A 24,263-nucleotide genomic window follows, 5' to 3' on the forward strand; every position below is an offset into this window, starting at 1 on the left:
GGTCGGCGGAACGTCTGGCGGGGGTGGAATCACGGTGCAGTTCCATCCGCACAACCTAGAACACGGAAAGGAACATAACAAGAACATAAGCGTGCAATGCAGCATCGTTTCGGTCTTGATCGGCAATGGATCTGGTATATTGTCCACCACCATAAAGTTGCCACAGAAGCCCATCTCCGCTAAAGGGCCTAGGGCCACCAAACCGCCAGGGGGGTTGAGATGTCCGAGCACGGTGCGATCGAATACGCCACCGCTGACGGCAATGACTATGCCGAGCACGAGCGCACATACGCGCTGTTCACCGCACTGACCAAATGGGGCACGGTTGCGGTGGCGCTGCTCATGGTCGTCATGTGGTTTACACTCCTCTGAGCGTCGCTCGGAACTCTTTGAGGTTTCAAATGAAAATCGCTGTCCCCGCCGAGATTGATCTCGGCGAGCCGAGGGTTTCCGCGACCCCGGATACGGTCAAGCGCCTTGTCGGGCTCGGGGCCGAAGTCTCCGTGCAGGCAGGCGCTGGCCTGAAGTCAGGCATCACGGATGCCGAATACCAGGCTGCCGGTGCCACCATCGCCGCCAGCGCGGCGGAAGCCGTCACTGGTGCTGACGTGGTGCTCAAGGTGCGTCGTCCCGTCGCGGAGGAGATTTCCTCCTACAAGCGCGGCGCGCTCGTGATCGGCATCATGGACCCCTATGGCAATGAGGATGCGCTGCGCAAACTGGCGGAAGCGGGCCTTGATGCCTTCGCCATGGAGCTGATGCCGCGCATTACCCGTGCACAGGTCATGGACGTTTTGTCCTCCCAGGCGAACCTTGCCGGCTATCGCGCGGTGATCGACGGCGCGGCGGAGTTCGGTCGCGCCATGCCCATGATGATGACCGCCGCCGGCACCGTTCCGGCCGCGCGTGTCTTCGTGATGGGCGCGGGCGTCGCCGGCCTTCAGGCCATCGCCACCGCCCGCCGTCTCGGCGCCGTGGTGACGGCGACCGACGTGCGCCCTGCCTCCAAGGAACAGGTCGAGTCCCTCGGCGCCAAGTTCGTGGCGGTGGAGGACGAGGAGTTCAAGCAGGCCGAAACCTCGGGCGGCTACGCCAAGCCCATGTCGGCCGAGTATCAGGCCAAGCAGGCCGCGCTCGTCGCCGAGCACATCAAGAAGCAGGACATCGTCATCACCACGGCGCTGATCCCCGGCCGGGCTGCCCCGCGCCTGATCACCGCCGCCATGGTGTCGTCCATGAAGCCGGGCTCCGTGATCATCGACCTCGCGGTCGAGCGCGGCGGCAACGTGGAAGGCGCGGTGGCCGGTGAGGTTGCCGAAGTGAATGGCGTGAAGATCGTCGGCCATCTCAACGTGCCCGGCCGTCTCGCCGCCTCCTCGTCCCAGCTTTATGCCAAGAACCTCTATGCCTTCCTCGAGACCCTCGTGGACAAGCAGGCGAAGGCGCTGGCGGTGAAGTGGGATGACGAACTCGTCAAGGCCACGCTGCTCACCCGCGATGGTGCCGTGGTTCACTCGAATTTCGCCCCCAAGCCCGCTGAGGGAGCTGCCCAATGAACCCCGTGACTGCTCAAGTCGCTGCGGACGCCGCCGCGCAGGCGCAGGCGGCCGCTGAAGTTGCACGCCAGGCGGCCACCGCCGCCCAGCTCTATGCCGATCAGGCCGCCACCGCGCTCGGTGCCGCAGCGCATGCGGCCACCGGCGGGGCCATCGACCCCTTCGTGTTCCGCCTCTCCATCTTCGTGCTGGCGGTGTTCGTCGGCTACTACGTGGTGTGGTCGGTCACGCCGGCGCTGCATACGCCGCTGATGTCCGTCACGAACGCCATCTCGTCGGTGATCGTGGTCGGCGCGCTGCTCGCGGTGGGCGTCTCCACGGTGGGTGATCCCACGCACACCTGGTGGGCGCGCGGCTTCGGCTTCATCGCGCTCATCTTCGCCTCGGTGAACATTTTCGGCGGGTTCCTCGTGACCAGCCGAATGCTCGCCATGTACCAGAAGAAGAAGTGAGGGCGCACCGATGACTGCCAATCTGGCTGCTGTCCTTTATCTGGTCGCGGGCATCCTGTTCATCCTGGCGCTGCGCGGTCTGTCCCATCCCACCACGTCGCGGCAGGGCAACCTGTTCGGCATGGCGGGCATGACCATCGCCGTGCTCACCACGCTGGCCCTCTCCCCGCCCGCCGACGTGTTCGGCTGGGTGCTGGTGATCGCCGGCATCGCCATCGGCGGCGGCGTGGGTGCCGTGGTCGCCAAGCGCATCGCCATGACGGCCATGCCGCAGCTTGTCGCTGCCTTCCATTCGCTGGTCGGCCTCGCGGCGGTGCTGGTGGCGGCTGCCGCCCTCTATGCGCCTGCCGCCTTCGGCATCGGCGACTATGGCCACATCCACGGCGCGAGCCTCGTGGAAATGGCGCTCGGCGCCGCCATCGGCGCGCTCACCTTCACCGGCTCGGTCATCGCCTTCGCGAAGCTGAACGGCAACATGTCGGGCAAGCCGATCATGCTGCCGGCGCGCCACTTCATCAACGCGGGCCTCGCCGTGCTGCTGGTGGTGCTGGTGATCGCCTTCGTGATGACCGGCTCGTCCGCGCTGTTCTGGGTGATCACCATCCTGGCCCTCGTGCTGGGCGGCCTGCTGATCATCCCGATCGGCGGCGCCGACATGCCGGTGGTGGTGTCCATGCTCAACTCCTATTCGGGTTGGGCGGCGGCCGGCATCGGCTTCACGCTGGGCAACACCGCGCTGATCATCACGGGCGCGCTGGTGGGCTCCTCGGGCGCGATCCTGTCCTACATCATGTGCAAGGCCATGAACCGGTCCTTCATCTCGGTCATCCTCGGCGGCTTCGGCGGCGAGGTGGCAGGGGGCGCCGGCGGCGTGCAGGAAACCCGTCCGGTCAAGCACGGCTCGGCGGACGATGCGGCCTACATCATGAAGAACGCCCAGAAGGTCATCATCGTGCCGGGCTACGGCATGGCGGTGGCTCAGGCTCAGCACGCCCTGCGCGAGATGGCCGACAAGCTGAAGGAAGAGGGCGTCGAGGTGAAGTACGCCATCCATCCGGTGGCGGGCCGTATGCCGGGGCACATGAACGTGCTGCTGGCGGAAGCCCAGGTGCCTTACGACGAGGTGTTCGAGCTGGAGGACATCAACTCCGAGTTCGCCCAGGCCGACGTGGCCTTCGTCATCGGCGCCAACGACGTCACCAACCCGGCGGCGAAGACGGACCCGACCTCGGCCATCTACGGCATGCCGATCCTCGATGTGGAGAAGGCCAAGACCGTTCTCTTCATCAAGCGTGGCATGGGCTCCGGTTATGCGGGCGTTGAGAACGAACTGTTCTTCCGCGACAACACCATGATGCTCTTCGGCGACGCCAAGAAAGTCACCGAGGAAGTGGTGAAGAACCTCTGATCGGGTTCTGTCCGCAGACGACAAACGAAAGGCCCCGGCATTGCCGGGGCCTTTTGCGTTTCGGGGGGAAGACATAGCCGCAGCAGGAAATGCTCAATCAGGGCTGCCGTCTTTTGCGCAGACGGTTGCCCCCCCGACGTTGGAGCCTTCCCACCAAACAAAAAACCGACCTGCTTCACGAAGTACGCCGACGGCGTCGGGGCAGAGAAATTGAAAGCCAGACCGGCGCCGTTGGCCGGGATGGATAGGCTCACCACCGAAGAGCATTCGCGCGCTCCATCCTTCCCAAGGTGGTTCCGTCGATTTCATGCAAAGGCAGCGGTAGTCGGAAATGATTGGGATGGCTTTGCCGCCGTCCCTCGTAGCGTAGATTGTTATGTCGGCAATCAAATCCGGCTTCATCAGGCTAATCTCCCCACATCCGAGATTAGCAGGAGGCTAGACCTCCAACTGAGCTGCTGCACCAGCCCCGGAATGTTTGTGCTGATTGGCGGTATGATTGACCCATTTTCGAGCCGGCCTCACACTCGCCCCGCCAGCCCGCGTGGAGAGGGGCGGCGGGAGAGATGCAATGGGTAAGCAGGGCAGGACGCGGGCGGTGGCTATCACCGCCATGGTGCTCGGGACCGTCGCGTGTGGCAGCGTCGCGCAGGCGGCCGAGGTGGTGGCGCTGGGGGCTAGCCAGACCTATGGCAAGGGCGTCGCGCGAGGCCAGGATTATCCCGCCCAGCTGCAGCAGTTGCTGCGGGCGCAGGGGCTCAAGGTCAGCGTGCGAAATGCCGGCGTGAACGGTGACACCACGGCCGGCATGCGCGCCCGGCTGCCCTCGGCGGTGGCCGCTGATACGCGGGTGGTGATCCTGCAGCCGGGCGGCAACGACAGGCTCAAGGACCAGGCCGATCAGACCGCCGCCAACGTGGCCGCCATGACCGGCGAGCTGGAGAAGCGCCGCATCAAGGTGGTGATGGTGCCCAACCAGATGTTCGCGGGCCAGCCACGGCAGGCGGACGGCCAGCACCTTCTGCCGGAGGGCTACAAATTCATCGCCGCGCAACTGGCACCGCAGGTGGCCGCCGCGCTGAGGTGAGGCGCGTCAGCCGAGCCAGCCGGCGGGCAGCGCGCGGCCGGCGATGATCGCCTGCTTCTGCGCCCGCGTGGCGCGTTTGAGAAAATACTCGACCCGCTGGGCGACGGTGCGCGAGGGCAGCTCGGCCGACCACAGCAGCCGGGCGACCCCGCCATGGCCGCGCACATAGCGCGAGCCCTTGGGGGTGGCGTGATCCTTCATGCGGCGGGCGACATCGATGGCCACGCCGCAATAGAGCGTGCCGTCGCCGCATTCGAGGATATAGGCGCTCCAGCACTGGGTGGCCGGAATGGCCGGTGCGGGGGCGTCGGCCGAGAGACTATCGGCCGAGGGGCTGTCGGATGCCGGGGCGGCAAGAGCCCCGGCGGCCGGTTCCGTGAGGCTGGCAGGAAGCGGGTTCACGCCGCTTCCATCTGCTCCAGCTCGGTGATCATGCGGTCGATAAGGCCGAGGCCGGTCTGCCAGAAGGCCGGGTCGCGGGCATCGAGGCCGAACGGGGCGAGAAGCTCCGAATGGTGCTTGGTGCCGCCCGCTGCCAGCATCTGCAGATAGCGCTCGGCAAAGCCGTCGGAGGCCTTCTCATAGACCGCATAGAGCGAGTTCACGAGGCAGTCGCCGAAGGCATAGGCATAGACATAGAAGGGCGAGTGGATGAAGTGCGGAATGTAGGTCCAGAAAGTTTCGTATCCGGCGCTGAGATTGATCGCCGGGCCGAGGCTTTCGGTCTGCACGTCCATCCAGATGGCGCCGATGCGCTCGGCGGTGATCTCGCCCTGGCGGCGCTCGGTGTGGACCCTGCGCTCGAAGGTGTAGAAGGCGGTCTGGCGGACCACCGTGTTGATCATGTCCTCCACCTTCTGGGCCAACATGATCTTGCGGGCCTGCGGGGTCTCCGCCGCCGCCAGCAGCCGGCGGAAGGTCAGCATCTCGCCGAACACGGAAGCGGTCTCCGCCAGCGTCAGCGGAGTGGAGGCCATCAGCGCGCCCTGGCCGGCGGCCAGCACCTGATGCACGCCGTGGCCCAGCTCATGGGCCAGCGTCATCACATCACGCGGCTTGCCCTGGTAGTTCAGCAGCACATAGGGGTGCGCGGAGGGGACTGTCGGATGGGCGAAGGCGCCGGGCGACTTGCCGGGGCGCACGGGCGCGTCGATCCAGTTCTTGTCGAAGAACACCTGGGCGATGTCCGCCATCTTCGGCGAGAAGGTGCCATAGGCGCCGAGCACGGTCTCGCGTGCCTCGTCCCAGCCGATGTCGCGGGTTTCCACCTTGGGGAGCGGCGCGTTGCGGTCCCAGAATTCCAGCTTGTCCTTGCCGAACCAGCGGGCTTTGAGCGCGTAATAGCGATGCGAGAGGCGCGGATAGGCCCCCTGGATGGCGGCCACCATGGCATCCACCACCTCGCGCTCGACGCGGTTGGCGAGGTGGCGGCTGTCGGCCACGTCCTCAAACCCGCGCCAGCGGTCGGAGATTTCCTTGTCCTTGGCCAGCGTGTTGGTGATCAGGCTGAACAGCCGCAGATTCTCCGAGAAGGTCTCGGCCAGCGCGAGGCCGGCGCCCTTGCGGACGTCCTCGTTCGGATCCTGCATCAGGTTGAGGGTTGGCTCGATGGCCAGTTCCTTGCCGTCCACGGTGAAGCGGAGCGAAGAGATGGTCTCGTCGAACAGCCGGCTCCAGGCACCGCGCGAGGGGCTCGCCTTCTCATGGAAGAGCTGCTCCACGCGGTCCTCGAGCTGGTAGGGCTTGTCCTTGCGCAGGTCCTCCACCCACGGCCGATAGTGGCCGAAGGCGGGATCGGCGAAGGCGGCTTCCACCTGCCCATCGTCCAGTCGGTTCAGCTCCAGCGTGAAGAACAGGAGATGGGTGGAGCTGTCGGTCAGCTTTTCCTGAACGTCGCTGAAGAATTTGGCCCGCGCCGGATCGGCGGTGTCGCCCGCATAGACGAGGCTGCCGAAGGAGGCCACGCGGCCCATCAGGTCGTCGATGGCCTCGTAGCGCTTCACCGCTTCACCGAGCCTTGCTCCGGCGTCGGGGGCGGCGGCGATGTCCGCCAGCTTGCCCTTGTAGTCGGCCTCGAAGCTCAGGGAGAGGGCATCGGCTTCCGCGAGGTCCGTCTTCAGGCGCGCGTCGTCCATCCCGGCATAGAGGTCGGCGAGGTTCCACTCCGGCAGATGTTCGGAACCGGCCGTCATGTGCGCGGCTTCGGGAGTCAGGAACGAGACGGGACCGTACATGGGGCCTCCAGAGCAGCGGAAAAGAACGTGCTCCGGTCATACCGCGCAACCGTGTTCAGCTTCAACGCCCGCACGCGGCCTTGTGAGGGGCAAACGGCATCACAGGGGATGACGCGACGGATGCGCCGACCGTGAACCGTTTCGTTAACCCCAACTGGTGAAGCTTGGGGAATTCGTGCGTGACCGGATTCCCATGACACCTCGTATCCTCTTGGCAGAAGACGACTTTTTGGAGCGCAGCCGGCTCGAATCGGCGCTCTCGAACCTCGGCTACGAGGTGGTGGGCGTGGAGGATGGCGACAGCGTTCTGGAGCGCCTCGCGGCAGAGCATTTCGACCTGCTGCTCCTCGATCTGGTGCTGCCGGGTCTGGACGGTATGGGCGTGCTCGGTGCGCTGCGCGCGCGTGGTGCGACATTGCCCGTGGTGGTGGCGGTGACGCCGGCCGGCCTCGATGGTGCGGTGTCGGCGCTCGGGGCAGGTGCCCGTGACTTCGTGGTGAAGCCGGCAGGCACCCTTCGGCTCAGGGTCGCGATCACGAATGCGTTGGCGCTGGCTGCCGCGCAGACGGCATCGGCCGCCCCGTCGCCGCGTGCCGCGACGGCTGTGCCCCATCTGCGCCTCGCCCACGATGCGGACCGCGCCATTGCGGTGGAGTGGCCACAGATCCAGTCGCAGCAAGAGCCGGCGGCATCCCAGCTCGCATTGCTCGATGGCCTCGGGCAGGTCCGGCCCATGGAGCAGCTGGAAGCGGATGCCATTCGCGCGGCGGTGTCCCTGTATGGGGGGCGCATGACCGAGGTGGCGCGGCGGCTGGGGATCGGCCGCTCGACGCTTTACCGAAAGCTAAATGCTTTGGGGTTGCCTGTGCCGGAACCAATGCAGGCTATGGCTGTGGCCGCGGAGTGACAGGGGTGCAGACTTGCACCGGCGAAAGCAGGTTTGATTTTGCTTTTGCGCCGCTGCTGGCAATGCTTGCTCATCCGGTTTGATTCTGTCGTGCGTAGAAGGGCCGGGGCCTGCGCAGGATAGTCCCTCACAGCATACCTCGCGGTGGCGCGGGGCAGGCGGAAAGAAGTTGGTCTGATGAAGCGTGCCTTGCACCGTCCTCTTCCCTGGCCCTCCGCTGGCCGCGTCTTTGCCCGCCTGATGCTGGGCGCGGCGCTGGCCGCCGGTGCCCTGCCGACGCTGGTGCCTGCGACGGCCTTCGCTTCCAGTGGTGAAGTGCCCTGGCCTCCGACGCATGTGGATGTGGCGCCCGCCGCGTCGCAGGCGACGGCGTCCGCTGAGCCTGCCCAAGCCGCAGGCCAGTCTCCGGCCGCAGTGGCTGCCGATCCGGCTGCGCCCCATCCCGAAGGGGACGCGCCGAAGGCGGCTGCGGCCAAGCCGGATGAGGAAAAGGCCGCGGCTGACGCCAAGGTGGTCGATGCCCCGGTGGCTTCCCCCGGGTCCAAGCCCGTGGATGCGCAGGCCGCCGCCCCTACGGCGCCGGCTGCGACCGCGCTTGCTCCGCTCGCCGAGCAGGTCCGTCAGCTTCTTGCTGTCCCGGCGCTTGAAGGGCTGGGAATTACCCGCCGTGAGCAGGATGCCATTCAGGCTTTCTATGCCGGGCGGCAGGATGCACCCGTCTTCGTGGATGAGAAGGGGCTGAGCTCTGTCGGCAAGAGTGTGATCGATCGCTTCGCCGTGGCCGATCGGGACGGCCTCGATCCCGGCGACTATGCGGTGCCCAAGCTGGCGGCCAATGCGGACCTTTCGGCGCTGGCGCGGGCCGAGATCCGGCTTGCGGCGTCGGCGTTGCTCTATGCCCGCCATGCGCAGGCCGGCCGGTTCGACCCCTCGCGGGTTTCGCCCTCGCTGACGCCGCTGCGCACCTTCCCCGATCCGGTGGCGGTACTGTCCGGCCTTGATGGAAACAAGGACGCCTCGGCGGCGCTGGAAGCCTACAATCCCACCCACAAGGGCTATCTCGCGCTGAAGGCGAAGCTGGCGCAGGCGAACAAGCCCGGCCCCACGCCGGTGCACGTGCCGGCCGGGCCGACCCTGCGCCCCGGCGACATGGATACCCGCATTCCGACCCTGCGGGCGCGTCTGAATGTGAAGGGCGCAGCGACGGGCGAGCGCGCCTACGACGCAGCGCTGGTGGATGCGGTGACGGCGTTCCAGTCCTCGTCGGGTCTTACGGCCGACGGCGTGGTTGGTCCGGCCACCATCGATGCCCTGAACCGGGTGGACAGCCCGGCTGATCGCCGCACCGACATCATCGCCAACATGGAACGCTGGCGCTGGCTGCCGCGGGATCTGGGCGCCGTCCATTTGATGGTGAACATCCCGGAATATGTGGTGCGCGTGGTTCAGGACGGCTCGACCATCCACCAGACCCGCGTGGTGGTAGGCAAGCCGCAGAACCAGACCCCTCTGCTGACTCACGACATGGAATATGTCGTGCTCAATCCCTATTGGAACATCCCGCCGGGCATCGCCCGCAAGGAGATGCTGCCGAACCTGCAGCGCGATCCTTATTTCCTCGCCCGCCAGGGCATGGAGGTGGTGCGCAACGGTCGCGTGGTGGATCCGGGCACGGTGAACTGGGCGCAGGGCGTGGGTGGCTATTCGTTCCGCCAGCCTCCGGGCGAGCGCAACGCACTTGGCCGCATCAAGTTCATGTTCCCCAACGATCATTCGGTCTATCTGCACGACACGCCGTCCAAGGCGCTGTTCGCCAATGACCGCCGGGCCTACAGCCACGGCTGCATCCGGGTGCAGGATCCGCTGAAGTTCGCCGAGGTGGTGTTCAACATCGGCATGCCGGGCGGCAACTGGACCGACGAGAAGATCGGCGGGATGCTTGGCGGCAAGGAGCGCTATCTGACGCTGAAGCAGCGCATCCCGGTGCACCTCGTCTATTTCACCACCTTCGTGGATGATGCGGGTCGGCTCGTCTCGCGTGAGGATGTGTACGGCACGAATGCGAAGGTGAAGGAAATGCTCCGTCTGGATGACGAGCAGAAGGTGGCGGGGCGCACGGTCACGGTGCCACGCTGAAACCATCTTCCCCGCTGTCCACAGCCTCCAGAGCCCCTCTCGCAGGGGCTCTTTTCGTTTGTGTACCTTGCTTTCCGACAAAGAAATTTTCGCCGCGGAGCCGCCGCAATTGGTCGCGTATGCGTTGATGCGTTGCGGTCACGCTCTAGAATATTCTGTTAAATCCGTGCGATAGGGCTTGCCTGTAACTTGCGTGCCACGTGGAACCGGCACGATTCTGCCATAGTCGGCCCGTACTCACCGTTCCGTGACACGGGGGCGACGGCCATCAACGCGGCCTTAACCGAACCCCAGCAGACTCTCTTGAGCTCCGCACTGCGCGTACGCGCGCGGTCCAGATAGACTTGAGCCTCGGGTTTCCATTTTGTCGACTGTCAAAGCGCCTTACGCTCCGCCTCGCGCACGCCGGAATGCCCGGGCCACGGTCCTGTTCCGTGCCGCGATGGGGAAGTTCAGCCGGTCGGCTGCCGTCGCCCTCGCGGTGACGGTGTGCGGAACGGGCACGCTGCAGAACGCGGTCGCCAATGGCGATACGCGGACCCTGACCTTCGTGCATGCCCATACCGGCGAGCGTGGATCCTTCACCTTCAAGAAGGATGGCCGCTACGACACCGAGGTGCTCAAGAAGCTCAACTGGCTGCTGCGCGACTGGCGCCGCGACGAGCCGACGGAGATGGATCCGCATCTCTTCGACGTGCTTTGGGAAGTCTATCGCGACGTGGATGCCAGCCAGCCCATCAATGTCCTCGGCGGCTATCGCTCACCGGCCACCAATTCTATGCTCCGCTCGCGCTCCAAGGGGGTTGCGGAGTTCAGCCAGCACATGCGCGGCAAGGCGATGGACTTCTTCATCCCTGGCGTGAACCTGTCGGAGCTGCGGGAGGCCGGGCTGAAGCTGCAGCGTGGCGGCGTCGGCTTCTATCCCTCCTCTCATTTCGTCCACATGGATACCGGCAGCGTCCGCATGTGGCCGCGCATGAGCTATGCGGAGCTGGCCCGCGTGTTCCCCGATGGGAAGACGGTGCTCGTTCCCAGCAATGGCAAGCCCTTGCCGGGTTATCAGCAGGCGGTCGCGGAGCTTGAGGCGCGCGGCAGCGGCACGTCGGTCGAGGTTGCCGAAGCCCCGAGCGGCATGAAGGGCATTCGCAACTTCTTCGCCTCCCTGTTCAAGCCGGCGGCGGAAGAAACCGACGCGGGTGAAGAGGAGGGCGCGCGTCCCGAGCGCGAGACCCGCACCCAGGTGGCGAGCGCTGCTCCGGCGCGGTCGGCCCCCGCTCCGGTTCAGGCGGCGGCGGTTCCTCTGCCTCAGTCGCAGCCCGCCAAACCCGTCGTGACCGCACTGGCGGCGAGGCCGCTTCCGGCGGCGCGTCCGGCGGAACTGGCTGCGGCGGCCATGGTGACTGCGCAGGCGGTGAATGCCCCGCTCGCGCCACTTCCGCTCAAGCGGCCGGAGACGCCCGTGCAGCAGATGGCGAGCCTGCAGGCGCCGGGCGTGCCGCTGCCGCCCCTGATCACGCGTGGCACCAGCGCGGCGCAGGCAGAGAGCAACCATTCCGTGCTTGGCTATGCGGCCGTCGGCGACGTGGCCGGCGCCATGCCCATGAATGCGGGCATGGCCGCTGCGCCCCAGCCGAAGCTGCGCACTGCCGGCCGTACCAGCGAGATCCCCTTCGGCCCGGTGTTCCGCACGTCGACCATGAGCGGGGAAGCCTATATGCGGATGCCCGAGGGTCGCGTGTTCACAGCCTTCATGACCGCACCGCGTGAAGTGGTGGCGTCGGGCTTTGGCGGCGATCCGAACAACGGGCTGTCGGCCTCCAGCTTCAGCGGCGAGGCCATCGCAACCTTGCCGACCTATGTCTTCCCCGCGCCGACGGTGCGCCTGACGCAGCGTCTGCAGTGAGTTGGCGCGGCCTGACCGTCTGAGGGATGCCTAAGAAAAACCCGCCGGAGCGTGATGCGCCGGCGGGTTTTTTTATACGGACATGGGCTGGAGCCGAGAGCTTGTGGCCTCAGGCGAGGCCGAGGGCCTGCATATAGAGTTCCAGGATGGCTTCCTGCTCCTGACGCTCCTGGGCATCCTGGCGGCGGATCTGCACGATCTTGCGCACCGCCTTGGCCTCGAAGCCGCGGGCCTTCAGCTCCGCATAGACGTCCTTGATGTCGTCCGCGATCGCCTTCTTTTCTTCCTCGAGACGCTCGATGCGCTCGACGAACTGCCGCAGCTCGTCGGCGGCGACCCCGGTATCAGCAACGTCTGCCGTCATCATTTCACTCCTGCTCGGCGCCATGCGAGCCCTGCGCACCTCATGGGTGCTGAATTTCGTCCTGCGCTCCTCCGCGAAGGGCTGCCGTCCACGGGGTGGACTGGCGGCAGTGCGCACCGGGAGAGCACCGCGCCTTCATCGGGCGGGTTCTCTACCTGTTCCAGAAGGCGAGGATAGAGGCGGCATTGCGTACGCCGCGTCAAGGAGCCTTCCCCGCAATCCACCTTTGCACAGGCTGAAGTTTTGCTGGTTAAGGGTTTTCGTTCAATGCTGCGGCTTGGAGGTCTCAAACGCCGCCTTCTGCTCGGCGGTGGCTTCGCTCTGGTACTTCGCCTTCCAGTCCTCATAGGGCATGCCGTAGACCGTTTCGCGGCTCTGATCCTTGCTCACCGGCAGCCCCGCTTCCTGCGCGGCGTCCAGATACCAGTTGGACAGGCAGTTGCGGCAGAAGCCGGCGAGATTCATGAGGTCGATGTTCTGCACGTCGGTGCGGTTGCCGAGGTGGGCCACCAGACGGCGGAACACGGCGGCTTCGAGGCGGATGCGCTCGTCTTCGGTGAGGGCAGCGGCGGTCGGGTTGGTCATGTCCTGTGCTCCTTGGCGTGGCAGAGCACGGATGCCGTGCGGGGCCGGGTGCGAGATCATATGCCGTCCCGGCCATGTGGCGTCGTTTGGGCTTTCATGCAAGTTTGCCGGCATCGCGGACCATCCGCCCCGAATCCCTCCTGCCCTGGTTGCCTCTCCTTCATGGCGTCGAAGCCTTTCCCTGCGGTCCTTTCCCCCGCCATTCCCGCCGGGGCATGCCCGTGACCGCCCAGTCGTCCGATCAGATGAAGCTTGCCGCCGGCATCCTCGCGCTCGTCGCGGGGGCGCTGGCCATGGGCGCTTCGGTACTGTTCGTGCGGCTCGCCGACGTGGGGCCGTTTGCCAGCGCCTTTTGGCGCACGGCTCTGGCGCTGCCGTTCCTGCTGGTCTGGGCGTTGGCTGAGCAGGGGCGGCGCCTGCCCATGCCGGATCGTGCCTCGATCCTCGCCGGCCTGTTCTTTGCTGGCGATCTCATCTTCTGGCATCTCGCCATTCTGGGCACCACGGTGGCCAATGCGGCCGTGCTCGCCACCACCTCGCCCATCTGGGTGGCGCTCTATGCCTTCCTGGTTCTGAAGGAGAAGCTGACGTGGCCCTTGGCTTCGGGCCTGTTGCTGTGCGTGGCAGGGACGCTGGCTCTCATTGGAGACAGCTGGCATTTCGCGCCGGAGAAGCTGGCCGGCGATGCGGCGGGTCTGGTCACGGCCATGTTCTTCGCAGCCTATTTCCTGTCCGTCCGCGTTGCCCGCCGCAGCTTTGGCGCGGGGCTTGTGACCTTCCTGTCCACCGCCATCACCAGCGTAGCCCTGCTCATTGTTGCCCTGATCATGGAGCCGACGCTGATGCCTGCCACCTTGTCTGGCGCGGCCGCGCTGCTGGCGCTGGCCATCGTCAGCCAGGTGGCGGGGCAGGGGCTGATGGCGGTGGGGCTCTCCGTGGTGCCGCCGGTGTTCGGTGCGCTGGTGTTCTTTCTGGAGGTGGTGTCCGCCGCCGGGCTCGGCTGGCTGGTGCTGGGCGAGCATCTCGGCCTGTTGCAAGGGGTAGGCGCTGCGTTGATCATCGGCGGCCTGCTGCTGGCCCGCCCGCGCCGGAAGGCGCCAGTCGTGCCGGAGGCGGGCTTGCCGTGAGTCGCGCCGCTGGTGTCGCCTCGCTCATGCCGCGATCCCAACCGACAAGGACTTTGAAGGCCTTGGCCAGTCTTGCACGGACCCGCCGCACGTTGACGGTGGGGCCTGACGAGGGCACACAAACAGATTGATGGTGTCAGCAGCTTCTAAGCCGCATTCCGGCCTGATCCGATTCTTCCGCCGCGCCCTTATGGGGGGCGCCGTGCTCGTGGCTGCGAGCGTGACGGCGGGTCTGTTCTCCATCGCCGCGGCGACCCCGGCCGCTGCGGACTTCCGCCTGTGCAACCGCACCCAGAGCCGGGTTGGCGTGGCCATCGGCTACAAGGAGGGCGACGGTTGGGCCACGGAGGGCTGGTGGAACGTCTCTGCCAATAGCTGCGAGACCCTGCTGCGCGGCGACCTCGTGGCCCGATTCTATTATCTCTACGCCGTCGACTATGATCAGGGTGGAGAGTGGTCCGGCAAGGCCTTCATGTGCACGCGCGACAAGGAGTTCACGATCCGCGGGGTCGAGGACTGCCTGGCGCGCGGCTTCGACCGCACCGGCTTCCTTGAGGTGGACACCAAGGAGCAGAAGGGCTGGACCGTTCAGCTTACGGAAAGCAACCAGAGCGCGGCGCGCGTCACGTCCGGCACGACGCCGGCGGCTTCGCCCATGCCGGTGCCGACCCCTGCTCCCGCCCTGCGCGGCAGAAGTCAGTAAGACGCTGAACGCGGCCGAGGCGCGTTTCCCAATTCAGATGCCCCGCCCGTCCACCTTCACCGCCAGCTGACCCTCCAGCTCCTTGGCGGAGGCGAGGTGCGGATTGACGGCCAGCGCCTTGCGCACGGCCTCCAGCGCCCGGGGCTCGTCGCCCAACTCGCGCAGGATCATGGCGAAGCCCATGAGCATGGTGGTGTGGCGCGGCTCGCGGGCCAACACTTCACGGATGTCGGCGAGCGCCGCCGTATAATCATCCTGCAGATAATAGATGGTGGCGCGACGGCTGAAGCCGGCGACCGAGTCGGGCTCGATCTCCACCACCTGATCCAGCAGCGCCAGCGAAAGATCATATTTCTTGGCTTCCGCCGCCGCATTGGCGCGGGCCATCAGCAGGTCGCCGGCGGTGCTGTTGGTTTCCGAGAGCAGTGCATCCAGCCGATCCGCCACCGCGCTGGCGCTGGATTCGTCGGGCGCGAGCTTCAGTGCTTCGAAGAGAGCATCCAGCTGGGTGCGCTTGTCGCGGGGAAGTTTTGCGCGAGCCGTGGTTTCGCCGGGTGCGCGGGATTCATCCTTTGGCGCGGCGTCGGCCTTTGGCGGGGCTGTCCGGGGGGAATCCTGCCGTTGCAGATCCTGCTTCGGCGTACCGGGCACGGGGCCAGTCACCTGCGCATGTGAGGCGCCGATACTGCCGGCGGTGAGCGCCAACGACAAAAGCCCCGCTGCACAGGCAGTGAGGCTACGACGTCCGAGGATGAAGCCGGAAAGGATCATCGGCGGAGTGTCGGGCGCGCTATGGCGCCCGTCAACCGCTCCGTCGCGCGAGGCACGCAACGGTGATCGCGCCGCGTGTGCGGCGCGAGTCAAAAACTCAACCCTGGCGAGCCTTGTAGCGCTTCTGGGTCTTGTTGATGATGTACATGCGGCCCTTGCGGCGCACGAGACGGTTGTCGCGATGACGGCCGAGCAGGGACTTGAGCGAGTTGCGGATCTTCATGACACTTGCCTTCGGCCGACCGCGGCGCGCTTGACCGCGCGGCTCATCGGACCATTTGATGGAACGGAGCCGCCTGATACGGGGCCGGGCGCCGGATGTCAATTGCCGGTGGCCATGGAGTTGAGCATTTTCAGAGTCCCGCGGCTTTCAGGGCCGTGCTCTGACGCTCGGTGACGCCAGCCTCGGAGAAGCCGGCGACTGCCTCCTCGAACAGCCCATGGAAATTCAGTTCCGCCTTCAGATGCAGGAAGACGGCGCCGAGGCCGATGGCGGCGCGATCCATGAAGACGAACTCGCGCGGCACCGTCACCGGTCCGAGGCGCTTCAGGGCGGTGTGCACCTGAAAAGCCTCGCGGCGGCCGTACTGGCCTGGCTCGACCCCATCGGCAATGGTGCGCACCCGGTCATCCAGCAGCGGGCCGTAGATGAAGCGGGCCCAGATGTTCAAAACCTCGATCAGCTCGCGGTTGAGCCCCTTGAAGCCCCACGTTTCATAGGCATGGACCACGCGGGCGTCGTCCCCGGTCTGGAGGCCCCTGTAGAGGTCCACTACGCCGGCCACGAAGCGTGGCGGGAAGATGCGGATGCAACCATAATCCAGCAGGTTGATGCCCTGTGGCGCCCCGGCCTCATCCGTGAAGACGGTGTAGTTGCCCAGATGCGGGTCGCCATGGATGACACCATACTGGCTGAACGGCACCCACCATGCGGTGAACATGGCCTGCGCCAGCCGATTGCGCTCCTCGAGGCTGTGGTCCGTGAAGCCGAGGATCTTGGCGCCTTCCAGCCATTGCAGGGTGAGCAGCCGGCCGGTGGAGAGATCCTCGCGCACATGGGGCACGCGGACGCTGTTGTGATCCTTCAGGATGTGGGCATAGAGGGCGGCGTGCTTGGCCTCGCGGCGATAGTCCAGTTCCTCGCGCACACGCTCGCCGATCTCGGTGGCGATCTCGCGGGTGTCGATGGCCGGGTCCATGCGCCGGTGCAGGGAGAACAGCACGTCGAGCTGGCTGAGATCGGCCTCAACGGCGGCCTGCATATCCGGATATTGCAGCTTGCAGGCCAGATGCTCGCCATCCAGCGCCACCGCCTTGTGTACCTGCCCCAGTGAGGCGGCGGCGGCTGGCTTGTGCTCGAAGGATGCGAAGCGCGTTTCCCAGTCGCGTCCCAGCTCGGCCATCATGCGGCGGCGTACGAACGCCCAGCCCATGGGCGGCGCATCGCTCTGCAGCTTTTGCAGCTCGGTGGCATAGTCGGGGGGCAGCACGTCCGGAATGGTGGCCATGAGCTGGGCCACCTTCATCAGTGGTCCCTTCAGGCCGCCCAATGCGGAGGCAAGCGCCGCCGCATTGCCTGTTCCCGCTCCTCCCAGCAGCCTCGCCCCGGCGATGCGGGCGGCGACCCCGCCCACATTGGCTCCGACACGGGCATAGCGCGCCGCGCGGGCGGAGAAGCGGTTGCGTTCGGCATCACGGGGGGTATCGGACATGGCACGCCTTCACTTTGCGCCGGCCCCGCCGCTTCGCATCTCATTCGTCGATCACGTCCCGCGCCGCGCGCCGGGTGATCGCCAGAAGGATGAACAACGCCAGTGGGGTCAGAACGTCAGTATAGAGAATGGGGCCGGCATTGCCCGGTGCAAGGTTGCCTGTCAGGTACATCTGATAGATGTGGCCGGCGGCCGCACCCAGCAGGAAGACGCCCGTGACCAGGGAGACGCCGAGGCGGTAGCCCCAGTCGCGATAGACATAGCCAATGAGGCCGGCGATGCCGATGCCGAGATTTGCAAGCCCCACTTCGGTCTGGAAGGGGCTCGGTGCCCAGCCGATAGCGGCAGCGGCCTGATTGGCGAAGACGATATGGCCCAGTGCTGCCCACAGGCCGAGAAGGCCGACTGGGAACAGCAGCAGCTCGGCCAGAAGCCGCTCGCATATGAACGGGAAATTGCGCCATTGATGCGCCCGCTGGATCGAGAAAGTCGCTGAAAACAGCGCCAGAGCCCAGGCGAGAATCGGAAACCAGACCACCATGACATCCCCCATTGCCGATGTTGGCGAACGACCGTTCCGTTCTGTGTCATAGCACCGTTGCGCGAGCCTCGCCTTGGGCATCCGGCGCTTGCTCTCCCGCCGGGGCGGCCCTACACCTCGGGAGGTCGCAGCGGGCGACCGATCGAACCCTTCTGGTTGTGATGAGCGATTTCGGCACGGCAATGCGGACCTGCGGGCGGTGGTTGCTCCACGTCACGCTGGCCTATGTGCTGCTGTGCCAGCTTGTGCTGTCCGGCATCGCCGTCACCCAGCATGCGGTGGCGGCCACCACCGGCACGTTGTGCGAAGGCAGCGCACAGACGGGCGGCAGCGGCGATGACGGGCGGCATGATGCTTTGTGCTGCACCCTCGGCTGCACTGCGTCCGCAGGGCCCGCGTTGCTGGGGCCGCCTGATCCCGTAGCGTTTCGACCGCCGCTTGTGGAGGCCATCGGTACGGGTCGTCCGGGCATAAGCGTGCCGGTCGATGGCGGCGTGTTTCTCTCCTTCACCGCTCGGGCACCTCCGGCGCGCGGCTGAACCTGCGCTACCCCGGAAATCCCATCTTGCCGTTTAAGGAGACGACCCATGTCTCGCACTCTCGTGCTGTCCCGTACTTTTGCGCGCCCGCTTGCCGTGGCGCTGTTTTCCCTCGTCGCCGGTTCCGCCTCGGCCCATATCGTGCTGGAGCAGAAGACCGCCCAGCCGGGCAGCTCTTACAAGGGCACGCTGCGCGTGACCCATGGCTGCGGCGAGAGCGCCACCACCGCGCTCAGGGTCACGATCCCCGAGGGGGTGGTGGGCGTGCGGCCTCAGCCCAAGGCGGGCTGGACCATCGCTCTGGAAAGCGGGCCATACGCCAAGGCCTATCCCATGATGCACGGCAAGCCGGCGACCGAAGGGGTGAAGACCATCACCTGGTCCGGCGGCAATCTGCCGAATGCCTATTATGACGAGTTCGTCTTCGTCGCGTCCCTGTCGGCGGATGTGGCCGGCAAGGCACTGGCCTTTCCCGTGCTGCAGACTTGCGAGAACGGGTCGGCCGACTGGGCCGAGGCTACCGTCGAGGGCCAGCCGGTGCCGTCCCATCCCGCGCCGGTGCTGAAGGTGGCTGCCGCCTCTTCCGCCCCGATGGCGGGAATGGGTTCGGCTGCGGTGAAGGTGGGCGACATCCAGATCGACCTGCCCTGGATGCGCGCCACCCCCGGCGGCGCCAAGGTGGCGGGTGGCTATCTGAAGCTCACCAACACCGGCTCTGCCCCGGACAAGCTGGTCTCTATCGCCACCGACATCGCCGGCAAGGCGGAAGTGCATGAGATGAGCATGGCCAACGGCGTCATGACCATGCGCGCGGTGAGCGGCGGCCTTGAACTGGCTCCGGGCAAGAGCGTGGAACTGGCCCCCGGCGGCTTCCATCTGATGATGATGGATCTCAAGCGCCCGCTGAAGGAAGGCGACAAGGTGCAGGCTACGCTGGTGTTCGAGAAGGCCGGCAAGGTGGACGTCACCTTCCCGGTGCGCGGCATCGGCGCGGGGGCGCCTGCGGCTGGTGGTGCCATGGGTGAGCACCAGCACTGAGGAAGGCTGAAGCCTCAGGCGGCCGCGAACAGCGGCCGCTCGCGGCGCAGTTCCTCTTCGATCACCTGCTCCACCTGATCGAGAGCCGGCGGCCGGCTCTCGGCGCGGGCATAGAGCATGTATTCGAATTGCGGCAGCGGCGGCGTGCCGAGATCGCTCACCGTCATGAGGTCCGGCCGCAGGGCGCGGGCCGAGCGCACGGTGATGCCGAGGCCCGCCCCCACCGCCGCCATGACGCCGGGCAGGCTCGGGCTGGTGAGGGCGATGCGGAAGGCGCGCCCCGCGGTGGATAGAGCCGAGATGCCGGCGCTGCGGAAGATGCAGGGGCTCTCGAACATCAGCAGCGGCACCGGCTCCTCCGGATCGAGGCGCAGGTGACGGGCACCGATCCAGCACATCTGCTCACGCATCACCGTGCGGGCGGGCAGATCGGTTTCCACCCGGTAGCCGGCGGCGAGATCGAGATCACCGGCCCGCAGCTTCTCGATCATCGTATTGGTGGAGCAGACGCGCACCGTGATCGGCGCGCCGGGAAAGGCGCTGCCGAGGCGAGCGAGAATGCGCTGGAGCGCCAGCTCGCCCACGTCCTGCACGAAGCCCAGCCGAAGCGGCTGCGAGAAATTGCCATGCACATGCTGGCCGAGCACGCGGTCGTTAAGATCGAGCAGGCGGCGGGCATCGTCCAGAAAGCCCTCGCCACGGGGGGTGAGCGCGACGCCCCGTCCCCGGCGTTCCACCACGGGAAAGCCCAGTTGCTCCGCCAGCCGGTCCATCTGCAGGCTGACGGCGGACTGGGTGCGCCCCACGCGCTGGGCAGCGGCGGAAATGGAGCCGAGCTCGGCCACGGCAGCGAAACTGCGCAGCAGATCGAGATCAAGATTGCGGATGCTCATTTTATGAGTCTTTCGAAATTCTCAATCAAGATCATTCAATTTTTCTCATAATGCAAGCAGGGCTAGGGTCGCGCCATCTCAACAGGAGGCGGTCATGCCCATTCTCAACGTGAAGATTTCCGCATCGCGGCCGGTGGATGTCCCGCAGGTGGCGGCCACTTTGTCGCAGCTCACGCATCAGATCCTCCACAAGGATCCGAACCTCACGGCGGTGGCCATCGACCTTGTACCGCCGGCGCAATGGTTCATCGCCGGCACGTCGCTGGCGGAGGCCGGCGTCGCCAGTTTCTGGCTGGATATCGTGGCGGTGGATGGAACCAACACCAAGGATGAGAAGGCGGCTTATGTGGCGGCGGTGTTCGAGGCCATGTCGGCGCTCATCGGTCCCCTGCATACGGAGAGCTATGTGCTGGTGCGCGAAGTGAAGGCCGATGCCTATGGCTATGGCGGCCTGACGCAGGAGCGGCGCTATGTGGAAAGAAAGATGAAGGCGGCGTAAACGCAGAACAGGCTAAAACAGGCCGAAATTAAGACAAAAAATACCGACTGCTAACTTGGTTTTTACCCGCACAGCTTAGTCTCACTCCCATAGTAAGCGTTGTGTATGGGTTGCGTCACATGAGCGTTGTGCGTAAGGGGGCGCCCCACCGGGCGCCCCGTCTTTCTGACGAGACATTTGCTGCCGACGCTGCCCGCGAAGAGGTGCGCGATCGCATCCTCATCGGCGACTGCATCGAGCAACTGGCGAGCCTCCCCGCCCAGAGCGTGGACATGGTTTTCGCCGACCCGCCCTACAATCTCCAGCTCCAGGGCGAACTGCGCCGGCCGGACGATAGCCGGGTGGATGCGGTGGACGATGCCTGGGACCAGTTCGAGAGCTTCGCCGCCTATGACGCCTTTACGCGAGGCTGGCTCGAAGGCGTGAAGCGGGTGATGAAGCCGAATGCCACCATCTGGGTGATCGGCTCCTATCATAACATCTTCCGTGTCGGCGCGCTGATGCAGGATCTGGGCTTCTGGATCCTCAACGATGTGGTGTGGCGCAAGGCCAACCCGATGCCGAACTTCCGCGGCCGCAGATTCACCAATGCCCATGAGACCATGATCTGGGCGGCGCGCGATCCCGGCGTGAAGGGCTATCAGTTCAATTACGAGATGCTGAAGGGCGGCAATGAGGACGTGCAGGTGCGCTCCGACTGGCTGTTTCCCATCTGCACCGGCGCCGAGCGCCTGAAGGATGAGGACGGGCGCAAGCTGCACCCGACCCAGAAGCCCGAGGCGCTGCTTGCCCGCGTGATGCTCTCGGCCTCCAAGCCGGGCGACGTGGTGCTCGATCCCTTCCTCGGTTCCGGTACCAGCGCGGCCGTGGCCAAGCGTCTGCGCCGCCATTTCATCGGCATCGAGCGGGACGAGGGCTATGCCGCCGCCGCCGCCGCCCGCATCGAGGCTGTGGAGCCGCTGCCGGAGATCGCGCTTCAGGCCCCGCCCTCCGCCCGTGAAGCGCCGCGTGTGGCCTTCTCCGCCCTCGTGGACAGCGGGCTGGTGACGCCGGGTGTCGAACTCACCGACGCCAAGGGCAATGTACGCGCCGTGGTGCGAGCCGACGGCACCATCGCGCTGGTCAACAACGCCACGCTTTCGGTGGGCTCCATCCACCGCATGGGCGCTCTGGCGCAGGGCGCGGAAGCCTGCAACGGCTGGACCTTCTGGCATGTGGAGCAGGAAGGTCGCCGCCATCCCATCGACGTGCTGCGCGCCCGGTTGCGGGCGGAAATGGGTGTGCGCTCCGAGTGAGGAGCGGCCTGCGCGTTTCCCGACCATTCGGACAGCAAAAAGGGCCGGCGGATCACTCCGCCGGCCCTTTCTCATTTCCCGTCACCGATACGCAAAACTAAGCGACGGGAACGCGTCCTCAGATCCTCACAGGCGGGAAGGGATGCCGCTGTGGGACGGGCCGGAATGAGCGTCCTTGTCCGAGAAGGGGCCGACGATCTGGTCATTGGCGCTCGCCGGACGGGCCGTGCGGGCGGTGGGAGCAGCGGTCAGCGGCAGCAGGCTCTCGTTGGTGCGATACACCGTGGCGGCCGGGGCGCTCTGGGCGAGCACCGCGTAATTGTCGCGGTTGGCCTGCGAGACATATTCGTCCGCCGAGGCGGCGCCCGAGAAGGCAAGGCCGGCAACGAGGGCGAGAGCAGCATAAGACATCGTACGCATGGGGGTTCTCCTTGATTTTGAGCGGAGCGTCGTTGAGTGGCGCCCCGTGTCGAGGTGGGAGATAGACCCGCATTGCCTCGGGATAATCAGCAAAACGCGAAACTGATTATCTCGAAAATGGCAGCAATCCAGAACGCCTGTTGCGGCGTTACAGCGGCCCTTCGCAGGGCCCGTGGGAGCTTCACAGGCTCCATGGATATTGATTATTGATCTTTAATTTCAATGGCTTGATCGACTTGTTCCGGGCCGGCAATGCCTCGCCCCAACACATGCCATGTCAGCCCGGCGTATCGCCGCCTCAGCCACCTGCCGGAGCGGCAGATGCGATGGCACGATTTCGTGAGGCCGGTTGTGAATGGGGAGCTTGCCACCCGATCTGGAGGTCGAACGCGCTCAGGCGCCCTCGATCCGCCCGTGGGCGAGGATCTTGCGCATCACGCTTGGCAGGGCCTCGCGGGAAAAGTCCTTCGGCAGCACCCAGCGGCAGCCATCCGGCGCGGGCGTACGGGCGGGAAGATCCGCCCGCCACACATCCAGCGACAGCGCGAAATGAGTGAAGACATGCGCCACACTGCCCGGCAGCTTGCGCCAGTTCACCGCGAAGGGCGCATGGCTCTGCGGCGCCACAGGCACCGGACCCCAGGGGGTGGAGGGCACCTCGGTCATCTTCGCCAGCAGGCCCTTGTCGGGGCGGGTGCGCAGCAGCACCGCCCCATCCGCACGCACCGCGAGGAAGGCCACGCCCGCGCGTTCCGGCCGCTCGGTCTTGGGGGCCTTGACGGGATAGCGGGCGGGATCGCCCCCGGCGCGGGCGGTGCACGGGTCCATCCAGGGGCAGAGCGGGCAGGCGGGAGAACGGGGCGTGCAGATGGTGGCGCCGAGATCCATCATCGCCTGCGCGAAATCGCCCGGCCGTCGGGCGGGGGTGAGGGCGGCAGCCAGCGCCTTGATACGGGGTTTGGACTTCGGCAGAGGCTCGTCCACCGAATAAAGCCGGCTCACTACCCGCTCGATATTGCCGTCCACGGGGCTGGCCTTGAGGTCGAAGGCGATGGAGGCAATGGCGGCGGCGGTATAGGGGCCGATGCCGGGCAGTTCGAGCAGCACGTCTTCGTCAGCCGGGAAGTGTCCGCCGTGGCGCTCTACCACGGCTTTCGCGCAGGCGTGCAGGTTGCGGGCGCGGGCGTAATAGCCGAGCCCCGCCCAGGCCGAGAGCACCTCTTCCAGCGGTGCGGCGGCGAGGTCTGCCACCGTGGGCCAGCGGCGGGTGAAGTCGATGAAATAAGGGCCGACCGCCTTCACCGTGGTCTGCTGGAGCATGATCTCGGAGAGGAAGACGTGATAGGGATCGGCGGTTCGTCCCGGCTCGGCACGCCAGGGCAGGCGGCGGCGGTGGCGGTCATACCAGGCGAGCAAATCGGCGGGGCGGGGGGCGGCCTTCTGGTCGAGGGCGCGGACTGGTAAGGTCGCGGAAATCATGGTGCCACCGTGCCGGGCTGCGCCGGCTCCCGCAAGAGGCCCGTGCAACGGGCGTCCGCATTTCTGAAGGATCAGGCCTTTCCATGTACAGACCGAGGAAGCAGGTGCGCCCGCTGGCCGATCTGATCGGGCCAAGCATCGCCGATGCGCTGGGGCGGGCCGGCTTCTCCGTGGTGGAGATCGTCACCCATTGGGACGACATCGTGGGGCCGGACCTCGCCCCCCGCACCCTGCCGCTGAAGATGCAGTGGCCGAACCGGCAGAATAACGAGCCGGCCACCCTCGTGGTGCGCGTGGAGGGGCCATATGCCATCGAGCTGCAATATGCGGCACCTGTCGTGGTGGAGCGGATCAACGCCTATTTCGGCTGGCGTTGCGTCGGCCGGCTGGCCCTGCGGCAGGGGCCGGTGCCGCCGCGCATCGGCCCGCCGCCAAAGCCGGTGGAGCCCTCGGCGGCTGAACTGGCGGATATTCGGCATGATCTGAAGCTCACCGAGGACGATGCCCTTTCGGCCTCGCTGGCCCGTCTTGGCGCATTGGTGCGGCGTGAGCGCCGCGGCCGGTGAGGGCGCAGATTCGGCAAAGCGCCGGCCGGTGCAGCGCCGGAGTTAAGT

The 24,263-nt window shown here is 66.3% G+C and carries 27 protein-coding genes; 15 read left to right on the plus strand and 12 right to left on the minus strand.

Annotation, left to right across the window (positions count from 1 at the left end):
- The first annotated feature begins 219 nt into the window (after nt 1-219).
- The 4 genes from IEW24_RS27150 to IEW24_RS27165 are packed head-to-tail and all read left to right on the plus strand — an operon-like array spanning nt 220 to nt 3,416.
- A complete protein-coding gene (locus IEW24_RS27150; RefSeq protein WP_188584051.1) occupies nt 220-372 on the plus strand; it encodes an aa3-type cytochrome c oxidase subunit IV in 153 nt (50 codons plus the stop codon).
- Nucleotides 373-401: 29 nt separating this feature from the next.
- On the plus strand, nt 402-1,556 hold the full coding sequence (locus IEW24_RS27155) for a Re/Si-specific NAD(P)(+) transhydrogenase subunit alpha (protein ID WP_188584052.1): 1,155 nt from the start codon (nt 402-404) through the stop codon (nt 1,554-1,556).
- Nucleotides 1,553-2,008, plus strand: a complete 456-nt coding sequence (locus IEW24_RS27160; protein WP_188584053.1) for a proton-translocating transhydrogenase family protein — start codon at nt 1,553-1,555, stop codon at nt 2,006-2,008. Before IEW24_RS27155 ends, IEW24_RS27160 begins: the two co-directional genes overlap by 4 nt.
- 10 nt (nt 2,009-2,018) lie before the next feature.
- Nucleotides 2,019-3,416, plus strand: a complete 1,398-nt coding sequence (locus IEW24_RS27165; RefSeq protein WP_188584054.1) for an NAD(P)(+) transhydrogenase (Re/Si-specific) subunit beta — start codon at nt 2,019-2,021, stop codon at nt 3,414-3,416.
- Between the two features lie 93 nt (nt 3,417-3,509).
- Here the strand turns inward: IEW24_RS27165 and IEW24_RS27170 are convergent, their stop codons facing one another.
- Entirely contained in the window at nt 3,510-3,818 is a 309-nt protein-coding gene (locus tag IEW24_RS27170) for a hypothetical protein (protein ID WP_188584055.1), read from the minus strand.
- A gap of 169 nt (nt 3,819-3,987) precedes the next feature.
- Here IEW24_RS27170 and IEW24_RS27175 point away from each other — a divergent pair, with 169 nt between their 5' ends.
- Entirely contained in the window at nt 3,988-4,503 is a 516-nt protein-coding gene (locus IEW24_RS27175; protein WP_244644702.1) for a GDSL-type esterase/lipase family protein, read from the plus strand.
- A 6-nt stretch (nt 4,504-4,509) separates the two neighbouring features.
- Here IEW24_RS27175 and IEW24_RS27180 read toward each other — a convergent pair whose 3' ends face one another.
- Both IEW24_RS27180 and IEW24_RS27185 read right to left on the minus strand, forming a co-directional pair.
- A complete protein-coding gene (locus tag IEW24_RS27180; protein ID WP_188584056.1) occupies nt 4,510-4,905 on the minus strand; it encodes a GIY-YIG nuclease family protein in 396 nt (131 codons plus the stop codon).
- Nucleotides 4,902-6,737 carry a M3 family oligoendopeptidase gene (locus tag IEW24_RS27185; RefSeq protein WP_188584057.1) on the minus strand — a complete coding sequence of 612 codons (1,836 nt, stop codon included), beginning with the start codon at nt 6,735-6,737 and terminating at the stop codon, nt 4,902-4,904. The genes IEW24_RS27180 and IEW24_RS27185 overlap by 4 nt, the downstream gene beginning before the upstream one ends.
- A gap of 193 nt (nt 6,738-6,930) precedes the next feature.
- On the opposite strand from IEW24_RS27185, the gene IEW24_RS27190 reads away from it, so the two are divergent.
- From IEW24_RS27190 to mepK, 3 genes are all read left to right on the plus strand, one after another.
- A complete protein-coding gene (locus IEW24_RS27190; RefSeq protein WP_188584058.1) occupies nt 6,931-7,644 on the plus strand; it encodes a response regulator in 714 nt (237 codons plus the stop codon).
- A 177-nt stretch (nt 7,645-7,821) separates the two neighbouring features.
- Nucleotides 7,822-9,780: a L,D-transpeptidase family protein gene (locus tag IEW24_RS27195; RefSeq protein WP_188584059.1), complete on the plus strand. Its 1,959-nt coding sequence runs from the start codon at nt 7,822-7,824 to the stop codon at nt 9,778-9,780.
- Nucleotides 9,781-10,222: 442 nt separating this feature from the next.
- On the plus strand, nt 10,223-11,683 hold the full coding sequence (gene mepK, locus IEW24_RS27200) for a peptidoglycan L,D-endopeptidase MepK (RefSeq protein WP_188584060.1): 1,461 nt from the start codon (nt 10,223-10,225) through the stop codon (nt 11,681-11,683).
- 109 nt (nt 11,684-11,792) lie between these two features.
- Here the strand turns inward: mepK and IEW24_RS27205 are convergent, their stop codons facing one another.
- Complete coding sequence (locus tag IEW24_RS27205) at nt 11,793-12,047, minus strand: DUF2312 domain-containing protein (RefSeq protein ID WP_188584098.1); 255 nt, start codon at nt 12,045-12,047, stop codon at nt 11,793-11,795.
- 264 nt (nt 12,048-12,311) lie between these two features.
- Nucleotides 12,312-12,632 carry a DUF1244 domain-containing protein gene (locus tag IEW24_RS27210; RefSeq protein WP_188584061.1) on the minus strand — a complete coding sequence of 107 codons (321 nt, stop codon included), beginning with the start codon at nt 12,630-12,632 and terminating at the stop codon, nt 12,312-12,314.
- Between the two features lie 215 nt (nt 12,633-12,847).
- Here IEW24_RS27210 and IEW24_RS27215 point away from each other — a divergent pair, with 215 nt between their 5' ends.
- Together IEW24_RS27215 and IEW24_RS27220 are read left to right on the plus strand one after the other, a co-directional pair.
- The gene (locus IEW24_RS27215) at nt 12,848-13,759 is read left to right on the plus strand and encodes a DMT family transporter (RefSeq protein ID WP_188584062.1); all 912 of its coding nucleotides are present in this window, start codon (nt 12,848-12,850) and stop codon (nt 13,757-13,759) included.
- A gap of 130 nt (nt 13,760-13,889) precedes the next feature.
- Nucleotides 13,890-14,462, plus strand: coding sequence for a DUF1036 domain-containing protein (locus tag IEW24_RS27220; protein WP_373870151.1), 573 nt, complete (start codon nt 13,890-13,892; stop codon nt 14,460-14,462).
- A 33-nt stretch (nt 14,463-14,495) separates the two neighbouring features.
- Here IEW24_RS27220 and IEW24_RS27225 read toward each other — a convergent pair whose 3' ends face one another.
- The 4 genes from IEW24_RS27225 to IEW24_RS27240 form a co-directional block, all read right to left on the minus strand.
- Entirely contained in the window at nt 14,496-15,173 is a 678-nt protein-coding gene (locus IEW24_RS27225) for a tetratricopeptide repeat protein (protein ID WP_244644703.1), read from the minus strand.
- Nucleotides 15,174-15,330: 157 nt separating this feature from the next.
- Nucleotides 15,331-15,456 (minus strand): type B 50S ribosomal protein L36, encoded by a 126-nt coding sequence (gene ykgO, locus IEW24_RS27230; protein WP_029005012.1) that lies wholly within the window; start codon nt 15,454-15,456, stop codon nt 15,331-15,333.
- Between the two features lie 130 nt (nt 15,457-15,586).
- Nucleotides 15,587-16,945, minus strand: a complete 1,359-nt coding sequence (locus IEW24_RS27235; protein ID WP_188584065.1) for an ABC1 kinase family protein — start codon at nt 16,943-16,945, stop codon at nt 15,587-15,589.
- Between the two features lie 40 nt (nt 16,946-16,985).
- Complete coding sequence (locus IEW24_RS27240; protein WP_244644704.1) at nt 16,986-17,567, minus strand: DUF6790 family protein; 582 nt, start codon at nt 17,565-17,567, stop codon at nt 16,986-16,988.
- A 122-nt stretch (nt 17,568-17,689) separates the two neighbouring features.
- Here IEW24_RS27240 and IEW24_RS27245 point away from each other — a divergent pair, with 122 nt between their 5' ends.
- Together IEW24_RS27245 and IEW24_RS27250 are read left to right on the plus strand one after the other, a co-directional pair.
- Nucleotides 17,690-18,025: a hypothetical protein gene (locus IEW24_RS27245; protein ID WP_188584066.1), complete on the plus strand. Its 336-nt coding sequence runs from the start codon at nt 17,690-17,692 to the stop codon at nt 18,023-18,025.
- 48 nt (nt 18,026-18,073) lie between these two features.
- Nucleotides 18,074-19,063 (plus strand): DUF1775 domain-containing protein, encoded by a 990-nt coding sequence (locus IEW24_RS27250; protein WP_188584067.1) that lies wholly within the window; start codon nt 18,074-18,076, stop codon nt 19,061-19,063.
- 14 nt (nt 19,064-19,077) lie between these two features.
- Here IEW24_RS27250 and IEW24_RS27255 read toward each other — a convergent pair whose 3' ends face one another.
- The gene (locus tag IEW24_RS27255; protein ID WP_188584068.1) at nt 19,078-19,956 is read right to left on the minus strand and encodes a LysR substrate-binding domain-containing protein; all 879 of its coding nucleotides are present in this window, start codon (nt 19,954-19,956) and stop codon (nt 19,078-19,080) included.
- Between the two features lie 94 nt (nt 19,957-20,050).
- Between IEW24_RS27255 and IEW24_RS27260 the strand changes: the two genes are divergently transcribed.
- Nucleotides 20,051-20,455, plus strand: a complete 405-nt coding sequence (locus IEW24_RS27260) for a tautomerase family protein (protein ID WP_188584069.1) — start codon at nt 20,051-20,053, stop codon at nt 20,453-20,455.
- A 119-nt stretch (nt 20,456-20,574) separates the two neighbouring features.
- Nucleotides 20,575-21,750: a site-specific DNA-methyltransferase gene (locus IEW24_RS27265; RefSeq protein WP_188584070.1), complete on the plus strand. Its 1,176-nt coding sequence runs from the start codon at nt 20,575-20,577 to the stop codon at nt 21,748-21,750.
- 126 nt (nt 21,751-21,876) lie between these two features.
- Here IEW24_RS27265 and IEW24_RS27270 read toward each other — a convergent pair whose 3' ends face one another.
- Nucleotides 21,877-22,170 (minus strand): hypothetical protein, encoded by a 294-nt coding sequence (locus tag IEW24_RS27270; RefSeq protein ID WP_188584071.1) that lies wholly within the window; start codon nt 22,168-22,170, stop codon nt 21,877-21,879.
- Nucleotides 22,171-22,563: 393 nt separating this feature from the next.
- A complete protein-coding gene (gene mutY / locus IEW24_RS27275; protein ID WP_188584072.1) occupies nt 22,564-23,649 on the minus strand; it encodes an A/G-specific adenine glycosylase in 1,086 nt (361 codons plus the stop codon).
- An 83-nt stretch (nt 23,650-23,732) separates the two neighbouring features.
- On the opposite strand from mutY, the gene IEW24_RS27280 reads away from it, so the two are divergent.
- A complete protein-coding gene (locus IEW24_RS27280) occupies nt 23,733-24,215 on the plus strand; it encodes a DUF721 domain-containing protein (RefSeq protein ID WP_188584073.1) in 483 nt (160 codons plus the stop codon).
- Nucleotides 24,216-24,263: the final 48 nt, after the last annotated feature.

This window comes from Azorhizobium oxalatiphilum (assembly GCF_014635325.1).
Classification (GTDB): domain Bacteria; phylum Pseudomonadota; class Alphaproteobacteria; order Rhizobiales; family Xanthobacteraceae; genus Azorhizobium; species Azorhizobium oxalatiphilum.

Coding starts and splice junctions, on each gene's coding strand:
- IEW24_RS27220 (WP_373870151.1), top strand. CDS start 13,890: ATGGTGTCAGCAGCTTCTAAGCCGCATTCCGGCCTGATCCGATTCTTC.
- IEW24_RS27255 (WP_188584068.1), bottom strand. CDS start 19,956: ATGAGCATCCGCAATCTTGATCTCGATCTGCTGCGCAGTTTCGCTGCC.
- IEW24_RS27165 (WP_188584054.1), top strand. CDS start 2,019: ATGACTGCCAATCTGGCTGCTGTCCTTTATCTGGTCGCGGGCATCCTG.
- mutY (WP_188584072.1), bottom strand. CDS start 23,649: ATGATTTCCGCGACCTTACCAGTCCGCGCCCTCGACCAGAAGGCCGCC.
- IEW24_RS27150 (WP_188584051.1), top strand. CDS start 220: ATGTCCGAGCACGGTGCGATCGAATACGCCACCGCTGACGGCAATGAC.
- IEW24_RS27215 (WP_188584062.1), top strand. CDS start 12,848: ATGCCCGTGACCGCCCAGTCGTCCGATCAGATGAAGCTTGCCGCCGGC.
- IEW24_RS27175 (WP_244644702.1), top strand. CDS start 3,988: ATGGGTAAGCAGGGCAGGACGCGGGCGGTGGCTATCACCGCCATGGTG.
- IEW24_RS27185 (WP_188584057.1), bottom strand. CDS start 6,737: ATGTACGGTCCCGTCTCGTTCCTGACTCCCGAAGCCGCGCACATGACG.
- IEW24_RS27270 (WP_188584071.1), bottom strand. CDS start 22,170: ATGCGTACGATGTCTTATGCTGCTCTCGCCCTCGTTGCCGGCCTTGCC.
- IEW24_RS27210 (WP_188584061.1), bottom strand. CDS start 12,632: ATGACCAACCCGACCGCCGCTGCCCTCACCGAAGACGAGCGCATCCGC.
- IEW24_RS27250 (WP_188584067.1), top strand. CDS start 18,074: ATGTCTCGCACTCTCGTGCTGTCCCGTACTTTTGCGCGCCCGCTTGCC.
- IEW24_RS27195 (WP_188584059.1), top strand. CDS start 7,822: ATGAAGCGTGCCTTGCACCGTCCTCTTCCCTGGCCCTCCGCTGGCCGC.
- IEW24_RS27160 (WP_188584053.1), top strand. CDS start 1,553: ATGAACCCCGTGACTGCTCAAGTCGCTGCGGACGCCGCCGCGCAGGCG.
- IEW24_RS27240 (WP_244644704.1), bottom strand. CDS start 17,567: ATGCCCAAGGCGAGGCTCGCGCAACGGTGCTATGACACAGAACGGAAC.
- IEW24_RS27170 (WP_188584055.1), bottom strand. CDS start 3,818: ATGAAGCCGGATTTGATTGCCGACATAACAATCTACGCTACGAGGGAC.
- IEW24_RS27190 (WP_188584058.1), top strand. CDS start 6,931: ATGACACCTCGTATCCTCTTGGCAGAAGACGACTTTTTGGAGCGCAGC.
- IEW24_RS27265 (WP_188584070.1), top strand. CDS start 20,575: ATGAGCGTTGTGCGTAAGGGGGCGCCCCACCGGGCGCCCCGTCTTTCT.
- IEW24_RS27280 (WP_188584073.1), top strand. CDS start 23,733: ATGTACAGACCGAGGAAGCAGGTGCGCCCGCTGGCCGATCTGATCGGG.
- IEW24_RS27205 (WP_188584098.1), bottom strand. CDS start 12,047: ATGACGGCAGACGTTGCTGATACCGGGGTCGCCGCCGACGAGCTGCGG.
- ykgO (WP_029005012.1), bottom strand. CDS start 15,456: ATGAAGATCCGCAACTCGCTCAAGTCCCTGCTCGGCCGTCATCGCGAC.
- IEW24_RS27155 (WP_188584052.1), top strand. CDS start 402: ATGAAAATCGCTGTCCCCGCCGAGATTGATCTCGGCGAGCCGAGGGTT.
- IEW24_RS27260 (WP_188584069.1), top strand. CDS start 20,051: ATGCCCATTCTCAACGTGAAGATTTCCGCATCGCGGCCGGTGGATGTC.
- IEW24_RS27235 (WP_188584065.1), bottom strand. CDS start 16,945: ATGTCCGATACCCCCCGTGATGCCGAACGCAACCGCTTCTCCGCCCGC.
- mepK (WP_188584060.1), top strand. CDS start 10,223: ATGGGGAAGTTCAGCCGGTCGGCTGCCGTCGCCCTCGCGGTGACGGTG.